The sequence below is a fragment of the Methylophaga sp. UBA4204 genome, assembly GCF_002379485.1.
In the GTDB taxonomy this organism is placed as follows: domain Bacteria; phylum Pseudomonadota; class Gammaproteobacteria; order Nitrosococcales; family Methylophagaceae; genus Methylophaga.
In genome coordinates this window covers 6,557-6,849 of sequence record NZ_DFTU01000031.1, presented here as the reverse complement: position 1 = coordinate 6,849, position 293 = coordinate 6,557, and the positions used below count along the sequence as shown (strand labels likewise).

Here is a 293-nt window from a genome sequence, read left to right as displayed (position 1 = left end):
CGCAATGGCTTCACCAATACTTTCCAGTGATTCATCAACGGCAGAATCAATAAAGCCACAGGTATTGACCACCACTAAATCAGCATCATCGTAATTGGCGGAAATTTCATACCCTTCTGAACGTAATTTGGTGATGATACGTTCGCTATCAACAAGTGCTTTTGGGCAACCGAGACTGACAAACCCGACCTGAGGAGCTTTCATAAGCGTAACCTGTAACTGGGAGAGAAAAGCCCGCTATTCTATACTGTTTATTAGGGCTTGTTGAATTTTCATATCCACCACTGCTGGTG

At 43.7% G+C, this 293-nt stretch carries 1 pseudogene; it reads right to left on the bottom strand.

Annotation, left to right across the window (positions count from 1 at the left end):
- A pseudogene (rimO, locus tag B3182_RS04040) lies at nt 1-204 on the bottom strand (30S ribosomal protein S12 methylthiotransferase RimO); the annotation flags it as partial.
- Nucleotides 205-293 lie beyond the last annotated feature (89 nt).